This is a genomic window from Mesorhizobium sp. CU3, from assembly GCF_006442965.1.
GTDB lineage: Bacteria > Pseudomonadota > Alphaproteobacteria > Rhizobiales > Rhizobiaceae > Mesorhizobium.
Genome location: NZ_VFWX01000012.1, coordinates 131,443 through 147,605 on the forward strand (window position 1 = coordinate 131,443; position 16,163 = coordinate 147,605).

A 16,163-nucleotide genomic window follows, 5' to 3' on the forward strand; every position below is an offset into this window, starting at 1 on the left:
TATCCTTAGAAATAGGTCCTGATGGAGCCAGTGATGCGGAACGCGTCGTCCACCAGGTGGATAACGCGCCATTTGTCAAACGTCAGGCAGGGGTGTGAAATCCCGAAGCCCATCATGTCGCCCACGCGTAGCGGCGATTCCTCGGGGATTTCGAGGTGGCAGTGCTGATCGTTGAGACGGGTCACCTTATGCCCTGCTGGGACGGCAAGCGGCGACGGCATCCCGCCGCCCGGGCGGTACCAGGAAAGGGCAACGGGCAGATCGTCATAGGAGGCGTCGCGCTTACCGAAGCCGATGATGGCCTTGCCAGCCTCGGGCCTCGATTGGACATAGGCCCAAATTTCCAGCGCCGGCCTCAGTCCGCCGTCGAACGTAGCGAGTTCGGGGTTGCGTTCGCGCATGGCCTCCATGGCCCGTACATAGAGCGAGGCATCATGTGTCAGGTAACAGCCGGAGCGCAAAAGGACCATTGACGGCCGCCCGGTGGCAGCCCGGGCCAGTCGCTTCGCCACGATGTCGAAGAATGAAGATCCGCCTGCTGAGAGAAGGACGGTTGCGCTATCGAAAAGGTCTTCGGCGGCGCAGACCTCCGCGAGTTCTACCACCTTGGACAGAAAAGCCTCGACCAACGACAATGTTTCCGCGTTCGTTGATGCGCGCATCAGCCCCTCGAAGCCTTCTATGCCGGCAAGGGCGAGAGCACCGCCGGTGGCCCTGATTTCGCGCGCAAGAGCTAGCGCCTGGGCCACCGTTCGGCATCCCGTGCGGCCACCGCTGTAGCCGAGCTCGACCAGGACGTTGAGTGGTCGCGATAGGCCTGTCTCGCGAACTCGTGCGGCAAGGACGCTCACATTGGATGGGTCGTCGACGAGGCAGAAGAAATCGAACTGCGGATCGGTGGCGAGCTCGTGTACAACATAGTCGATGGCACTACGCCCAACGAGCTGGTTGGCCAGGACGATGCGTTTAAAGCCAAATTGCCGCGCCACCTGCAGTTGGTGCGTGGTGGCGACGGTGATTGCCCAAGCGCCGTCCGCCAATTGGATGTCGAAGAGCTGCGGGCTCATCGTGGTCTTGCCGTGGGGCGCGATTTCGGCACCGCATTGGGTAAGGAAGGACCGCATCCAGGCACTGTTATGATGCAAGGCCTGGGATCTGATGATAGCCGCCGGAAGCGGGACATCCTCGCGGAGTAGCTCCCATGCCTGGGCCCCGACATCTGCCAATCGCATAGAGGAAACGTGCCCAGGGACGCCTTTCTCCAGCGCGCTCAAGGGCGCGATCAGAGACTCAGTCATTGCCATCTCCTTATTTTGCTATATCAAATTGCAAAATAAGTGTTCGCGTGCAACCCAATTTTTCTATCGGCAAGAATTCTCACAGCGATATCCGTAGCGTTCACGGAATTGCGCGGTCCTGTGTGCCCGGAAACAAAGGCGGCGCTTGTGGGCCCATTTGTAGATTTCAAAAAAAGCCCCCAAGACCGCACCGGTTTCACGGCGGTATCTGGGCGGATGAGACCACCCGAAATCGGAGGATCAGGCATCGCCGGAGGCGGGTAGGGCTTTTGAATCAGAGGCGCTCGCCAAGAGGACGTGGTTTCTCAAGGCGAGCCAGCCTCGGGGGCTCCAGGATCCCTTGGCCCGCCAGGAACTTCAGCGAGATGGTGCGCGACCAACCTTGAGCCGTCCCCATGGTGGCAACACCACTAGAATTTTAAGGTGTACGCCAAAGCACCACTCAGCGCCCAGTCGGCGTTCGCCGACGCGTCATAGGTCGCCCCCGATGCGACACGCTGCGCGCCCGCCGTGAGGTAGGAGAGGCCCGCGCCAAGCGAAAAGGTGCCGAGATCGGTCTTGTACTCGGCGCCGAGACCGAGTGTCCAGGTGTCCGTGGTTATGTCGGCGCCAGTCCCGACGCCCTGATCCCAGGTTAGATTGACCGTTCCGGAAAGCTTGCTGTCGAACTCGTGACCAACACCCAGCTGCAGCGTGTAGCCGTCCGTGTAGTTGAACACTTTGTTCGCTGTGCCCAATCCGATCACATCATAGCTGAAGGCTTGGAGGACGCTCCACTGGGTCCAGGTGGCCGAGCCATACACGAGCCAACCCGGCGCGACGCCCGTTTGCGCATATAGCTTGACCGATTGCGGCAGCGTGCCGGAGCCGCGGGCCGGCAGCATGTCGGTGATCCCGTTCTCGATCGCAAACTCGGAAGGCGTGTAGCTGCCGCTGCCTTCGTGCTTCACCTGCGAGCGGTAAAGCAACTGTACGCGCAATGCGTAATCCGGGATGTCATAGCCAACGCCGAGGCGGTAGCCAAGCTTGCCATCGTCCTTAAGATGGACCGAGCCGATCCAGGTGTCCTCCTTGTAGTCGAACGTCTCCCAGAACAGGCCGCCGATGGCGTAGAGCTTGCCTGGCCCGGCCTCGATCCGCGCCGCACAGGCCGTGCCATACTCGTCGGCAGAGAACTTCATCGCTGAGGTGGGGTTGGGGAATGGATCGCCTTGCGCCATCGCCGTCGCGAACTCCGCGTTCTGCGCGGCTTGGCTGTAGGTCGCAGACCCGCCAAACGGACGGGTGTAGGTAAACTCGCAAGACAGATTGTCTCCGAGCCGCGCGGCGACAGCCAAATTTGGGATCACATAAGAGTCCGAATAGGGCTTATCGTCGACTGGATGCCCCATCAGGCTCGAATAATCGCGGCGCGGATAGACGTAGACGAGAGACGATTGCGTGATGAAAGGGCTGTCCTCGTAGAGGACATCGGTGTTGGCCTCACCCTCAGAATACCCCCCCGCCAACACGGGCAGGGCAAAACAGCTGCAGGCCAAGACGAGGGCCAAGAACGGCCCGTTTGGTTTGGAAATCTGCAAAAGCTCCCCCTTCCACCCTTTCATCCCAAGCCTTCTTCTACTGTCCCCGTAGGCGCAGGCTTGTCCTGTTCGATCGCGTCTGGCCTTCGGCATAGACATAACGGTGGCGCTCAAAGGCGCAGCCCGGCATGGATGCCAATCAATTTGATATGGCCGCTGTTCGATCCCCTATTCTTCCAAACGCGACCAGGACGAGCTTATGGCGAACGGTCGTGCCGACAATGGGCGTCGAGGACAATTTGGGGTCCGAGACGGTCACATTGACCCTGAGGTTCATCGCTCCCTGGCCCGCAGATCCTTGCGTAGGATCTTGCCAGACGCGGACTTGGGCACCCTTTCGATGAATTCGACGACGCGAACGCGTTTATGCGGCGCGACCCTTTCCGCCACGAAGCTAATGATCTCGGCCTCGCTGATGCGAGCACCAAGCTGGACCACGACAAAGGCCTTTGGGATCTCCTCGACGCTATCGGCTTCGGTAACGCCGATCACGGCGGCATCCGCAATGCACGGATGCGTCAAGAGCAGCGCTTCAAGCTCTGCGGGCGGTACCTGGTAGCCCTTGTATTTGATAAGCTCCTTCAGCCGATCGACGATGTAGACAGCACCGTCGCAGTCGACCGTAGCGACGTCGCCGGTATGCAGATAGCCGTCGGCATCGAGAATCTCACTTGTCGCGTCTGGGTTGTTGAGATAGCCCGCCATGACATTGGGGCCCTTGACCCAAAGCTCGCCTGGTTGGCTCATACCGGACAGGGGCCTTGCAATCTCTTGGCCGGTTTGCGGATCGACCAGCTTGTTGTGTGTGTTGGCGATCGGCAGGCCGACCGAGTTGAGCGGAATATCATCGCGATCGAACGGGATCACATGGCTAACTGGGCTGAGTTCGCTCATGCCGTAGCCTTGGCGCACCCGAACCTTGAGGCGTCGGGCAACTGCCCGGCCCAATTCTTCATCGAGCGGTGCGGCGCCGGAAAAGACGGTATGGATGCTGGACAGGTCGTGCCTTTCGATAGCGGGGTGCTTGGCCAGCGCCACGGCAATGGGCGGCGCGATAAACAGATAGGTCAGCTTGTACGTTTCTGTGATGCGCAAGCATTCGGTCAAATCGAATTTGGCCATCGTGACAAGTCGGGCACGCCGCTTGAGCGCCACGTTGAGCAGCACCGTGAGGCCGTAGATGTGGAAGAATGGCAGCACGGCAAGGAGTATATCGTGAGGCGTGATACCGAAGCGTGTCTCTATCTGCGCAATGTTGGCCACGAGATTGCGGTGAGTAAGGCTGACGCCCTTCGGCAGGCCCGTCGTTCCGGATGAGAATGGCAGGACCGCTACGTGTCTTGCCGGATCGATCGACAGCTGTGGGGCGGGCATACCGTCGGCGAGAAGGTCTGCCAAGCTTGGATGGCCGTCGGCACCGTCGATGACAATGAGCCGGTCCCGGGAGATGCCCACAGCCTCAGCGGCGACCTTCGCCTGCGGAAGCAGCGATGAGACGGTGATAAGCAACAGTGCCCCGGCGCCGGACAATTGCTTGGCGATGTCCTGCGCGGTGTAGAGGATGTTGACTGGAGTAGTCGTCCCACCCGAGCGCAAGATTCCATGGAGGACTGAGGCAAAGGCGGGGATGTTGGGCGCAAGCAGGCCCACGACGACGCCGGCACCAACACCGCGTGTCGCGAGCGCACCGGCAATGGCCTCGATATCGTCGATGAGGTTTCGGTAGGTGGTGACGGTCCCCGAGCTTCCGTCGACGAGGGCGACACGCTCAAGCTCGTGCTTGGAAATGCTACCGAATAAATAGTCGAAAACCGTCACATCGGGGATTTCGACAGGCGGGAAAGGGGAGGCGAAGCTCATTGTGTCGTTCCTTCGAGGCACCGGACGGGTCAACTGGTGAGCGTTGGTCTAGTGTCCCGTCGCACCGACGCGGCGGCTGCGCCCCACATGAGCCACCGCGTCGGCGCTTTGCCGCCCCGGGAGGATGCCTGGACGGGACGGCTCTTGAAGCGGCGACCGAGGAGTTCCGGGTAATCCCGCCTGCTAGTCCGACCGTGGCTTCTGCGAGGTGCTCCTGTGCAACTGCCCGATCGCTTCGATCAACAGGGCGCGCGCCTGACCCGCACTCGGCACTCCCTCGGCCAGTTCCAGCCAGCCATGGATCAGCCCTGGGAAGGGCAGATACACGGTAGACACTCCGGCGGCGATCAGTCGCTGGGCGTAGCGCACACCGTCGGGCAGGAGCTGGTCGCAACCCGCTGTGGTGACCAGCGTCGCCGGCGCCGCTATCGGGTCGGGCGCCAGCAGCGGAGCGAGCCGCGCATCGGGCTGGTGGTTGCCACGGTAGGAGGACCAGAAATAGTCGATGTCGCCGCGATCGAGGCCCAGCCCGTCAAGGCTCTTGTCAGCGACAGCGGCCGGCACATCAAGCCCTGGATAGATCAGGACCTGTGCGTTAACGGGTTCACCATTGGCCGCCCGCTCGGCACTGACTGCCGCGGCCAGATTGCCACCGGCACTGTCGCCGCCGACGCCAACCCAAGTCGCGCCCCGCGCGGCATAGGCGACAACGCGCTTGCAGTCCTCGAAGGCGGCCGGGAAGGGGTGCTCCGGCGCCAGACGATAGTCGACGGAGATGACATGCAGGCCAAGTTCGCTGGCGATCGCGCGGGTGAGCCGGTCATGCGTATCGGCACTGCCCAAAACCCAACCACCGCCGTGGAAATAGATCAAAACATGACCGCGGTCGCGCTCATTATCGGGTCGGTAGCGTCGCACCTTAACCGTCTCGATCACCTCATCCGTGATTGTACCGGCGAAAGGCGGTTCCGGTCCGCGGAACATGGACACGAATTCCGCGTATTCGGCGCGTTGCTGGTCGGGGCTGATGGTGAACCTGTCCGTGGCGACCATTTCGGCCAGCAAGGGTGCCAGATCGTCCGCTGGCACAGGGCGGCTGGCGGCGGTCATTGCACGACCCTCTTGGCTGTCGTCGATGCTGCCGGGCTGCGTCGCCTGCCGATCGAGGAGAGCCAACCGATAGCCGCCTCCAGCCCTGACACGACACCATGATAATGGGACGGGAACAGTCGCGCGACCAAATCGGGGATCTTCGCGCTGGCGCCTATCAGCACGCGGGCACGACGCCGCGCGATGCCATCAACAATCGCCCGTGCGGCGGCTTCCGCACTTATGGTGAGGACTTTGTCAAACTCGGCATTGGCCTTCTCGGCCGCTACATGTTCTTCAGCCGTCATAGCCGAGCCGATGCGCGATGCCAGCGCAATATTGGTCTTGATCCCGCCCGGATGGACGCAGGTGACGCCAATTCCGTCTGGCCCCAACTCGGCTCGCAGCGCCTCGGTGAGGCCGCGCAGTCCGAACTTGCTCGTGGCATAAGCGACGTTGCCGGCCGGGGCAACGAGACCGAACACGCTAGATATGTTTGCTATATGTGCGCCCCTGTTGCGGCGCAGCACCGGCAAGAGCGCCCGCACGAGATCGATCGGCGCCTGCAGGTTGACCGCCAGCAGCCAGTCGAAGTCTTCCTTGGAGCATTGCGCGAAGGACCCACTGAGCGCTACCCCGGCATTGTTGACCAGGAGCCGCGTGGCAGGGTGCTTCTGCGCGAGTGTCTCACCGAGCGCTTGAACGGCTGCGCCGTCCGTCAAATCGACCGCGTAAGACGTGAAGACCGAATTCGGGTGTCCGGACCGTAACTCGCCAAGAACAGCATTCAAGCCTTGCTCGTCGCGGTCGACGACAACCACGTCGCAGCCGCGATCGGCAAGTTGCCTGGCAAGCGCTCGCCCGATGCCGCCTGCGGCGCCGGTGACGATCGCGGTCCCTGAGAAGTCGAACCCAGACATGGAAAGCTCCTTTGCGGCTGTGGCGGGACTGGCAAGCTGGCCCGCAGGGCCTGCTGCTTGCAGGCGGCGGAACTGGAGGGCCGGATCTCTGGAGAAGTCTCTGCGGAAGAGCCGCAGGTCGAAGATGTAATTCTGGTGCAGACGCCATGGCGTGCGGTCGCCCTGCTTCGGGAACGCGGTGATGGCGCGCTGGACATAGCCTGAGCGCAGATCAACGAAGGGGAGCGTCGCCCCCGCCTTGGTGGGATGCGGCCTGACGAAATCGAAGCCGCGGCGCTCAAGATGGCAGATCAGTCGCGCAACGGTGCTGCTGACCAGGTCTGCCTTGAGCGTCCAGGAGTTGTTGGTGTAGCCGATCACAAGGTTGAAGTTGGGAACGTCCGACAGCATCATGCCTTTGTAAACGAGGCTGTCGGGCAACGAGACCGGACGGCCATCGACGCACAATGTCATGCCGCCGAGCGGCATCATTTGCAGCCCGGTCGCCGCCACGACAATATCCGACGGGATGAACTGGCCGCCGCTGGTTTGGATGCCGTTTGCGACAAGGCGCTCTATCGTGTCGGTAACCACGGCGGCGCGGCCATCGCGGATGGCGACGAACAGATCGCCGTCTGGAACGGCGCAGACGCGCTGGTCCCAAGGATTATAGGGCGGGTTGAAATGTGTGTCGACGTCGAGATGGGCGCCGAGTTCGCGCTGCGTCTCCTTGCGGATGAGACGTCTGCACAGGCGTGGCAGGTGCCGTGCCATCTCATAGGAGAAGATGTTGGAGACCACGTTTTTCCAGAACATGATCCGGGCGACCAGCCTTGGCGGCAGGGAAAGCCGCTCAAGCCGGCCGACCATTGTATCCTCGCCGGGAACCGAAACGATATAACTGGGCGTGCGCTGCAGCATCGTCACGTGGCTCGCGGCCTTGGCGAGCGCGGGAACAAGAGTTACCGCGGTCGCACCGCTGCCGATGACGGTTACGCGCTTGCCCGTCCAGTCGAGCTTCTGCGGCCAATGTTGCGGTGAGATGATTTCGCCGCCGAAGCTGTCCTCGCCCTCGAAGTGAGGCCGATGTCCCTGATCGTAGCGATAATAGCCGGTGCAGACCGACAGCCAGCGGCAACGGATGCGCACCAGGACGGTGGCGCCCTCACGCACCGTCTCGGCGGTGACGATCCAGCGGGCTATGCTGCTGTCCCACGCGGCATCGACGACGCGATGGCCATAGCGGATGCGACGATCTATCCCGTGCTCGACGGCTGTGTCGCGCAGATAGCGCAGAATTGCAGGTCCGTCGGCAATGGCGCGGCTGTTTGGCCATGGGCGAAAAGAATAGCCCAGCGTGAACATGTCGGAATCGGAGCGGATGCCGGGGTAGCGGAACAGGTCCCAGGTGCCGCCGAGATCACCACGCGCCTCAAGCAGCGTGAAACTGCCATGCGGACGCTGGCGCGCCAGATGACAGGCCGCGCCGATGCCAGACAGGCCGGCGCCGACGATCACGACATCGACGCTTTCGTCCAACGTGGTTGGAGCGTCAGGCGACGCGGACGCGTGGAACATGGCCGTCTCCTTCATAGGTTTTAGGGTCGATGGGGTGCTCACCAGACATCGCTCACGTAGCGACCATCGGCCCGCAAGCTGTCCAGCCACTGCCGGGCGCCGCCGTCTGCGGCGGCCTCAGGCTCGCCGGAGCATTGCTTGTGGATTTCGATAAGTGCGGCCTCGACGCCAGCCCCGAGGCGCGCTGCGTCGCCGCACACCCTGACCGAGGCGCCTTGCTCGATCAGCGACCACAATTCGGCCCGTTCGGCGATCATCCGGTCCTGGACGAACTTATGGCCGTCCACCGGCGCGAAGGCGTAAGTTGGCCGCAATTCGACAGTTCCCTGCCGTTCGGCCGCTTCGAGCTCTTGGCGGTGCAGGTAGTCGACGTCGGGGTGGTCGCAGCCGAAATAAGTGATCAATGGCGCCGCCTGGCTTTGCCCGGCGCGGTCGCCGATCATGCCTCGCAAGGGTGCCAGCCCGGTGCCGGCGCCGATCAGGATGGCGCTACGGTCAATTGGTAAGCGAAACGCGTCGCTGCAGGGCACGACTTTGGCCAGCACCGTGTCGCCAACCCGTAAGCTTGCAACATAGTTGGATGCGACGCCCCGATAGCGGCGCCCTTCCGGGCTTGCGGCATCCCGATGCGGCGCATCGACCAGTGAGACCATCAGGTCGACTGCCGCCGGCGACACGACATTTGAGGACGAGATCGAGTAGCGTCTCGGGCTGATCGCGGGCAGCCGGGCCAGGAATGTCTCAAAGGGAAGATTGATCGACCGGTAGCGCTCGAGCAGGTCAAGCACGCTGATGCCGGCCGCTGTGACTGACTGCTTGAACGCTGCCACCGGTTGCTCAGCCAAAGCCATGAGCGGCGCCCGCTCGGGCGGACACGGACAATGCTCGGCCAACAATCGCAGGTCGTCGGGGCTCGCCGGCTCCTGCAGCTCGACATAGTCAGCAAGTATCTCGCGAAGCGTGATCGGCCGGTCTTCAGGCAGAAGCATACGCAGCCGCCCGGTCGCCCGCACGCGAACGGGGCGGTCGAGCTCGAGGCCGAACCGGTCGCCGACCCGATCGACGAGCTCGTCGGGATTGCTTGGCAGCACCGCGAGGTGATCGCCGGTCCGGTAAGTGACACCCTCGGGTAGATTGAGCCGCAAAAAGCGCTTGGACCGTCCTAGCGGATGAGCAAGATCGGCCATCTCGCCAGCGTCTGTCACGGTCATGGCCAGCATGCCACGCCGGCGCGCCCGTTCCGCCTCGCGGCTGGCGACAGGTTCCAGCGTGAGGTGAGGGGGCTCATTGCGAGACGGCTCGCCCTGCAGGGCGGCTGCAGCGACACCGCGGCTGCCGACAGCGTCCCAAAGACCCTGCGACCAATCTTCGACGCCGCCGACGAAATTGCCGCCAACATCGACGGCGCCGCGTTCGACAAGGCGTGTGGCGCCGGCGGCGGCAAGCCGTTCATCGATCAAGGACGGAATGCGCTGATAGGTGGCAGCATAGGTGCGGTCGCCCACGCCGAGGACCGCATAGGTCACGCTTGAAAGCGAGCCGGGGTGCAAGGTTTCCGTCCAGCTTAGGAACCTGTCGGCATCGTCCGTGGGGCGGCCATTGTAGGAAGATGCCACGATCAGCAGCAATGCGTTTGGGCTCATCTCGACGATTTTTTCCGTAGCGTCATTGAGCGGCGCGACCGACGTGCCGAAGCCGCGATCCGCAGCGCTTGCCGCCAACTCTCGGGCAACGCCCGCCGAAGTGCCGAGATTTGAACCGTGGAATACAGCAAAAGACGCGAAATTGCCGGCGGCATTCGCAGCCCTTGTGGGTAGACGCGGCGAGGCGGGTGCGGTGAGCGCTTGCTTGGCGAGACGATCGGCCGGTTTCCTCGGCTCCGGCCGGAGCATGAAACCATCAGGCTTGATGGTGAGGGTCACGCCGATCGTCAACTGATAGTTCGTCCGGTCATTGATGGTGAACCTATGGATCAGCATTCCGAGCACCAACGTCGCCTCGTGTAGCGCGAACTGCCGCCCTATGCAGGCTCTTTCGCCATTTCCGAACGGCTTGTAGACGTGGCCCGGGCGCGCAGCGCTCGCCTCCGCAGAGAAACGGTCGGGGTCGAAGCTGTGCACATTGGCGCCCCACTCCGGCTGCCGATGGAGCGAGGGGATGAGGATCTGGATGCACTCCCCCGGGGAAAATGCGTAGCGTCCGCCTACGATTGTCTCTTCGACCGGTGTCACCGCATATCCAGGGGCAGTCGGCCAAAGGCGCAACGCTTCCTCGAGGATTTGCCGAACATAAGTGAGCTTGCCGACATCCTCATAGCTTGGGCTGATATCGTCGTCTGCGCCCCATAAGCTGTCCACCTCGCGCTGGGCGCGGGCAAGGACGGTCGGATGCTTGGCGAGATAGTAGAGCGAAAAGGACAGCGCCGCGCCTGTGGTCTCGTGGCCGGCGATAAGGAACGTCATGACCTGGTTGCGGATGTTGGCATCATCGAGCGGCTCGCCGGTCGCTGGGTCGGGCGTGTTGAGCATGCGGCCAAGCAGGTCGTCGGTGCGGTTCGGTTCCTCGGCACGCCGACGCTCTATCAGCGACGTGATGAGATCCTGCATCGCCATGATGTCCCGCGCATAGGCTTGCCTGCGCCGGAACCGCAGACGTTTAGCGATCTTTGGAAGTTCATTTGCTTGCTGGGCATAGGTGAGGGCGCCGATCATGGACGCGACGAAGGGGTGCAGTTCTTCTGCCGCGAAGGAGCCGAAATCGTGCCCGAACCCACACATGCCGATCGTGTCGAAGGTGAGACGGGTCATGTCCCGCGACACGTCGACGGGAAGCTCCTTGCGGCCCATCTGCTCCCAGTAAGAGATCAGGCTGCGCGCGGCCGAGACCATCATCGCGTGGTATCCGCGCATCGCCTCCCGCGTGAATGCGGGCATAAGGATGTTGTGGGCCTTACGCCAATTGGGCTCCTCATTATACGCCGTGAACAGGCCGTCGCCGCCAATGTCCCGGAGCGTCACGAGATCGGCATGCACGCTCTTTACGAAGCGGTCCGTATCTGATAGCTCGGCGACTAGGTCCGATCCGGAAACCATCACCATCTCGTTCTCGAAGACGCGGAGCCGAAAGATCGGTCCAAGCGCCTCGGCTTCGGCCAAGAGGTAGTCCATCAGGCGTCCGCCGCTAGGGATGCTCAGCGCGTGGCCAAAGAAGGGTAGGACAGTGCGCTCAGGGATCTGAGACGCCTCGTTTGCCAGCTTCGTCCTGCCCATGACGACCTCCTCTGCCATCCGCCCTTCAGAGCGCGCCCGCTCGCAGCGGCGTTGGGTGCGCCGCAACCCGGCTGCGGTCGATCTGACCACGGACCGGCTTGTCTCAAGCGTCTCGAAATCGGCAGCAGCACCTGGGCAAGGCCAAGATTTTTTTCGATCGGACGCGACCCCTCGTCGACATCCGTCTGGCCCGGTGCGTCCGGGCTGCTCCTTGATTATTCGAAGTTTTCGAAATCTAGCGAGGCGGGATCGGCGCGATAAGTGGTCAATCCGTCCTATTGCGGGTCATTTTCGGTCATACTCCCTTCATCTCGTCTCGCAGGACGCCCGGTGTTTCACCTGTCCAACGGCGAAAAGCGCGCCGAAAATTGTGAGGGTCAGTGAAGCCCACCAAGAAGGCAATTTGCTCGACGGACACCTGGGAGTTCGCCAGCAGTTCAAGCGCCCTGTCCTTGCGCAATTGGTCAAGCACGCTCTGGAAGGACACTCCATTCTCACCCAGCCGGCGGCGCAGCGTGCGCTCGCTCATGCCGAGTTCGCGCGCCACCGTCACGACGTGATTGCGTTCCTGGAGTCTGTGCCTAAGGACCCGTTCCACGGACTCGATGATCTCGGCGGCTTCGCGCTTGCGGACCCGGCTGTGGGCTATGAAATCGAGCAGCTGTCTGTGGCTGAAGGGATCGGCGGTAGCTAGGGGCCGCTCATAAAACGTCTTATCGAATATAAAGGCGTTCTCCACCTGACCGAAGTGGACAGGACAGCGAAAGATCCGTCGATAGACGTCGACATAAGGCGGGGCGGGATATGTCACGTCAACGCGGATAGGTTTGAAGTCGTTACCCATGAGCGCCGCTGCTATGCCCATGAAACTTGCAAAAGATTCCTCGACCAGGAAAACATAGGTATCCGGGTCGTGAAAACGGCTGGTCGCAGTCACGACCACGCCCTGCTCGTCGCAACGCGTATCGTAGCGCAGCATGCTGCCGACATCCTTTTGCAACTCGATACCAAGCTCCACGGCATCGCCTACGGTCGGCGCCGTGAGCATGGCGTAGCCGACCAGGCCAGCGGATGTGATCTTCTGCCGCAAACCAGACTCGAGGCCGAGCGCACGTCCCTTCGCCAGTTTTAGGGCGCGCAGTATTGCCAACCGCCCCTGACGAAACGAGACACGGCATGAGGGGTCTGCGAGGTCGTCAACCGTGATCCCCAGGCCAACCAGAAGCCGTGTCACCTCGATGCCGAAGTCGGCAAGTGTTGCCGCAAGGCTGCGGATGAGGAAGGCTGGGATGTTGGCTGTTACATAAAGTGGATCTGATGCCTTCATTTTGTGCTCCTCCGGATACCATCCGCATCACACTGCCACTGCCTGCCGCCTGATTATCGCGAGCCATGATCTTAAAGCGCCTTTTGCAGTTCCGGTAGGATAACGAAGAGATCGCCGACGAGACCGTAATCGGCAACCTGGAAGATCGGGGCTTCCTCGTCCTTGTTGATGGCGACGATGACCTTGGAGTCCTTCATGCCGGCAAGGTGCTGGATGGCGCCGGAGATGCCGACAGCGATATAGAGGTCGGGCGCGACCACCTTGCCGGTCTGGCCGACCTGCCAGTCGTTCGGCGCATAGCCGGCGTCGACGGCAGCGCGGGAAGCGCCGACGGCGGCGCCAAGCTTGTCGGCCACCGGCAGGATGACTTCCTGGAACTTCACCGAGGAACCCAACGCGCGACCGCCCGAGATGATGATCTTGGCCGAGGTCAGCTCCGGGCGGTCGCTTTCCGACAAGCGATTCTCAACGAAGGCGGAGATGGCGGGGCCCGCAGCCACGGCAACATCCTCGATGACAGCCGCACCGCTGCGCTCCGTCATGGAAAATGACGCCGTTCGCACCGTGATGACTTTCCATGCTCCCGCCGCCTGGACAGTCTGGATGGCGTTGCCGGCATAGATTGGCCGCTTGAAGGTGTCGGGCGAGACCACCTCGATGATCTCAGATACCTGCGCGACGTCGAGCAGGGCGGCGACGCGCGGCATCACATTCTTGCCCGCGCTGGAGGCTGCGGCCACAAACGTATCATAAAGGCCGGCCAGCGAAAGAATGGTCTGGGCAAGCGGCTCGGCCAGCCGCTCGGCAAGCTCATCGGCTTCGGCGAGCAGCACCTTGCGCACGCCCTTCAGCTTGGCGGCGGCGTCGGCAGCAGCCTTGGCGCTCTTGCCGGCCACCAGCACGTCGACATCCGAGCCGATCTGGAGAGCCGCCGACAGCGCCTTGGCGGTCTGGTCGGAAAGGCTTGCATTGTCGTGTTCGGCGATGAGAAGAATAGCCATTGTTTTATCCCTGACTTTCGTCTTCGAGGCTCCCTGAAATCCGGTCAGGCCGAGCCGAAAACGGTTGGTTTCGAGAACCGGATCGGAGCGTACATCCGTAGGTGAGCACCGGAAGCGCAGAAGCCAGCCGTTTGCAGGCCGGCCTCATCGGATTTCCTCAGAGCACGCCGGCTTCGTTCTTCAGCTTTTCGACGAGCTCGGCCACCGACTTGACCTTGACGCCGGCCTTGCGGCCGCTCGGCTCCTCGGTCTTGACCACCTTGAGGCGCGGCTTGACGTCGGCGCCGTAGTCGGCCGGGCTCTTCTCGTCGAGCGGCTTCTTCTTGGCCTTCATGATGTTGGGCAGCGAGGCATAGCGCGGCTGGTTGAGGCGAAGGTCGGCGGTGACGATCACCGGCATCTTCAGTTCCACCGTCTGCAGGCCGCCGTCGACCTCGCGCGTCACCTTGGCCTTGTCGCCGGCAAGCTCGATCTTGGAGGCGAAGGTGCCTTGAGCCCAGCCGAGCAGTGCCGCCAGCATCTGGCCGGTCTGGTTGCTATCATCGTCGATCGCCTGCTTGCCGAGGATGACGAGGCCAGGCTTCTCCGCCTCGACCACGCCTTTGAGCACCTTGGCGACGCCGAGCGGCTCGGTCTGCTCGTCGGTCTTGACCAGGATGGCGCGGTCGGCGCCCATGGCGAGCGCGGTGCGCAGCGTTTCCTGCGCCTGCTGCGGGCCGATCGAGACGACGATGATCTCCTCGGCCTTGCCGGCTTCCTTGATGCGGATCGCTTCCTCGACCGCGATCTCATCGAACGGGTTCATCGCCATCTTGACGTTGGCAAGCTCCACGCCCTGTCCGTCGGCCTTGACCCGGACCTTGACGTTGGCATCGACGACACGCTTAATCGGAACCAGGATTTTCATGAAAGACTTCCCTTTGCCTAAGAGTATTTCTGATTACCCTGTCCCGAAAAGTGGATGTCACCTTCCGGTTGGCCAGGGCGTCGGAAACGCTGCACCATGATGAAACATCAGCGTGCCCGCTTCCGGAACGAAGGCGTCGGCAGCTTCAAGAAAGTCCTCCGCCGGGCCTCTGACCTGGTGAGTAAAACGCCCGCCACGGAGATAAGACCGAGCTTCGAAACCGCCTGGCAGTATTGAGGCCATACAGGACCTGGAGACGGAAGCGGTATCGAGTGACGCGTGGCCGTTCGCTGACAATATCGAGCGGTTGATGTGAAGCCCCCGCAAGTCCATCGGAGGAGCTGCTGGCAACCGGGCGAGCATCCTCATCTCTTAAATAAAGCTTGCTCTGTATCTGGCGATGTATTCCCGCAGAGTCGTCGGCGCGCGGCCAAGCAGTTCCTCGAGAGTTTTCGTATGCTGCTGTTTCTCCGCGTGCTTACTGGAATAACGCGCATAAGTGGTTAGCGCCTCAGCATGCTCCCCCAATGCCAGCTTAAAAGATTCGTCGGACTCTACCCAAGTTACCTTCTCGCCAATCTCATCAGAAATCATCTCTGCAATCTCACCAAAGCGATGCCGCATCGGCCCGGTTAAGACATAGGTTCGACCGACGTGCTGCTTTGGGCCTTCCCGCAAAATCTTGGCAAACACTTCGCCCATGTCGTCTTCGGAAATCCAGAGCCTTGCCGCGTCACCTTTCATGGGAAGTTCGCGCCGCTCTCTGACAGACTGGGCCCCGGCTGTGACCAAGTGAAAATCGGTCCACGTTGGTACGTTCACGAAGGTTATTGGAATGTCGGTGCCCCTGAAGGCTTCCATCGCCATCCAATGCATCGCCACACCGGCATTGGTGCGCAGCCACTCTTCCGTCATATCCTCTTTTGCGATCGGCGGGATGGCTATGAGGCGGACAAGGTGCTCAAAGACGGGCGACCCTTTGGCGGCCGCTAGAACGTTTGCAACAGCTGTGACCTCGTCGGTGAAATCAGGGGTGACCATCAATGCGCCGTGGATACCATCGAATGCACGATCCAAGCTGGTCTTGTCCAACCAGTCGGCCGACATGATTTCGGCACCGGGAAACTCGGCCCTTAGCTTGTCTCTACCTGCCTCGGATCGGCTAGTTAGCCGCAGCCTAACATCGTCCTTGGCGGCCAATTCTCGAGCCACAGGCGCCGCAATGTTTCCCGTCGCTCCTAGGATCAGTATAGGTCTCATTGCAACTTCCATCGCTCGTTCACAAAAGCTGATATTAACAGGATTAGGGATATGGTCAACGCTCGCAAGGAGGTTGCGGAGGCGGCCGGCTGGTG

10 protein-coding genes are annotated in these 16,163 nt (G+C 61.9%); all 10 read right to left on the bottom strand.

Annotated elements, in window-relative coordinates; all coding sequences use genetic code 11:
- Positions 1–5 precede the first annotated feature (5 nt).
- Positions 6–1,298 (bottom strand): amino acid deaminase, encoded by a 1,293-nt coding sequence (locus FJ988_RS19585; protein WP_246688604.1) that lies wholly within the window; start codon positions 1,296–1,298, stop codon positions 6–8.
- Positions 1,299–1,708: 410 nt separating this feature from the next.
- Complete coding sequence (locus FJ988_RS19590) at positions 1,709–2,902, bottom strand: OmpP1/FadL family transporter (RefSeq protein WP_140819981.1); 1,194 nt, start codon at positions 2,900–2,902, stop codon at positions 1,709–1,711.
- Positions 2,903–3,151: 249 nt separating this feature from the next.
- Entirely contained in the window at positions 3,152–4,738 is a 1,587-nt protein-coding gene (locus tag FJ988_RS19595; RefSeq protein ID WP_140819982.1) for an AMP-binding protein, read from the bottom strand.
- A 183-nt stretch (positions 4,739–4,921) separates the two neighbouring features.
- Entirely contained in the window at positions 4,922–5,848 is a 927-nt protein-coding gene (locus tag FJ988_RS19600; RefSeq protein WP_140819983.1) for an alpha/beta hydrolase, read from the bottom strand.
- Complete coding sequence (locus tag FJ988_RS31520) at positions 5,845–8,319, bottom strand: NAD(P)/FAD-dependent oxidoreductase (protein WP_140819984.1); 2,475 nt, start codon at positions 8,317–8,319, stop codon at positions 5,845–5,847. Before FJ988_RS31520 ends, FJ988_RS19600 begins: the two co-directional genes overlap by 4 nt.
- A gap of 23 nt (positions 8,320–8,342) precedes the next feature.
- The gene (locus FJ988_RS19610; protein WP_140819985.1) at positions 8,343–11,573 is read right to left on the bottom strand and encodes a cytochrome P450; all 3,231 of its coding nucleotides are present in this window, start codon (positions 11,571–11,573) and stop codon (positions 8,343–8,345) included.
- 295 nt (positions 11,574–11,868) lie between these two features.
- A complete protein-coding gene (locus FJ988_RS19615) occupies positions 11,869–12,900 on the bottom strand; it encodes an AraC family transcriptional regulator ligand-binding domain-containing protein (protein ID WP_140819986.1) in 1,032 nt (343 codons plus the stop codon).
- A 71-nt stretch (positions 12,901–12,971) separates the two neighbouring features.
- Complete coding sequence (locus tag FJ988_RS19620) at positions 12,972–13,901, bottom strand: electron transfer flavoprotein subunit alpha/FixB family protein (protein WP_140819987.1); 930 nt, start codon at positions 13,899–13,901, stop codon at positions 12,972–12,974.
- Positions 13,902–14,058: 157 nt separating this feature from the next.
- Positions 14,059–14,808 (bottom strand): electron transfer flavoprotein subunit beta/FixA family protein, encoded by a 750-nt coding sequence (locus tag FJ988_RS19625; protein ID WP_140819988.1) that lies wholly within the window; start codon positions 14,806–14,808, stop codon positions 14,059–14,061.
- Between the two features lie 372 nt (positions 14,809–15,180).
- On the bottom strand, positions 15,181–16,080 hold the full coding sequence (locus FJ988_RS19630) for an NmrA family NAD(P)-binding protein (RefSeq protein WP_140819989.1): 900 nt from the start codon (positions 16,078–16,080) through the stop codon (positions 15,181–15,183).
- Between the last annotated feature and the right edge of the window lie 83 nt (positions 16,081–16,163).